Source organism: Shewanella sp. SP2S2-6, assembly GCF_031931965.1.
GTDB classification, from domain to species: Bacteria; Pseudomonadota; Gammaproteobacteria; order Enterobacterales; family Shewanellaceae; genus Shewanella; species Shewanella baltica.
Genome location: NZ_JAUOEQ010000073.1, coordinates 1 through 955, shown reverse-complemented (window position 1 = coordinate 955; position 955 = coordinate 1). Strand labels below are relative to the sequence as shown.

Here is a 955-nt window from a genome sequence, read left to right as displayed (position 1 = left end):
TCATAAACTCCCTTGTTGGTTGATTAACTTTAAAAATCCAATCGTGTTTTAAGCTGCCAAAGAATCGCTCAACAACGGCATTATCCCAACACGCTCCCACATCACCCATGCTGGCTCGGATACCATAGCTCAATAGCAGCCTACCGAATTGCTTACTGGTATATTGCGAGCCTCGGTCACTGTGGAATACCAGCCCTCGCGCTGGTTGTCGCAAGTTGTAGGCTTTCATTAATGCCTTAGATATCAAATCCGTGGTCATGCGTTTGTCTATGTGCCATCCCACAATCCGGCGTGAATATAAATCCATCACCACTGCCAAATACATCCAGCCTTCACCCGTCTTTAAATAGGTCACGTCACCCGCCCAGACCTGATTAGCAGATACTGGATTAAAGTTCATATTTAACAGATTATCAGCCACTGCATCTGAGTGTTTTCGCTGCGTAGTCACCTTGTAAGCGCGTCGTTGGGTTGCTTTGAGTCGAAGGCGGTGCATAATTTTACGAACGAGATAGCGACCAACCTGGTAGCCTTCCTTGCGCAATTTCTTCACCATTTCACGATTCCCTAAGCTGCCTCGACTTTGCTTAAATAGCTGTCGAACAAGGCGATAAAGCTTCAGTGTCTCAAGGCTTATCACGTTTGCAGGGCGTTTATGCCAATCGTAATAGCCTGATTTACTTACACTCATTACTCGACATAACAGTGCTATGGGAAACAGGTTAGATTGCTGTTTGATGAAACGAAATCTTACTTCATTTCTCTCGCAAAGAAGGCGCTTGCCTTTTTTAGAATTTCTTTCTCCATGCGTAATTCTTTGTTTTCTCTACGTAATCGCTTTAGCTCATCACGCTCAGACTCTTCTAAGGTGATACCTTGTTGCAGGGCTTGGTGTTTTTCCTTCCAGTTGTAAAGCAGGCTCGTGCTAACTCCAAGAGACTTTGCCGCATCGGCA

Annotated in this window: 1 pseudogene; it reads right to left on the bottom strand. The window is 45.1% G+C overall.

The features are described 5' to 3' along the window. A pseudogene (locus tag Q4Q57_RS22005) lies at positions 1 to 955 on the bottom strand (IS3-like element ISSba3 family transposase); the annotation flags it as partial.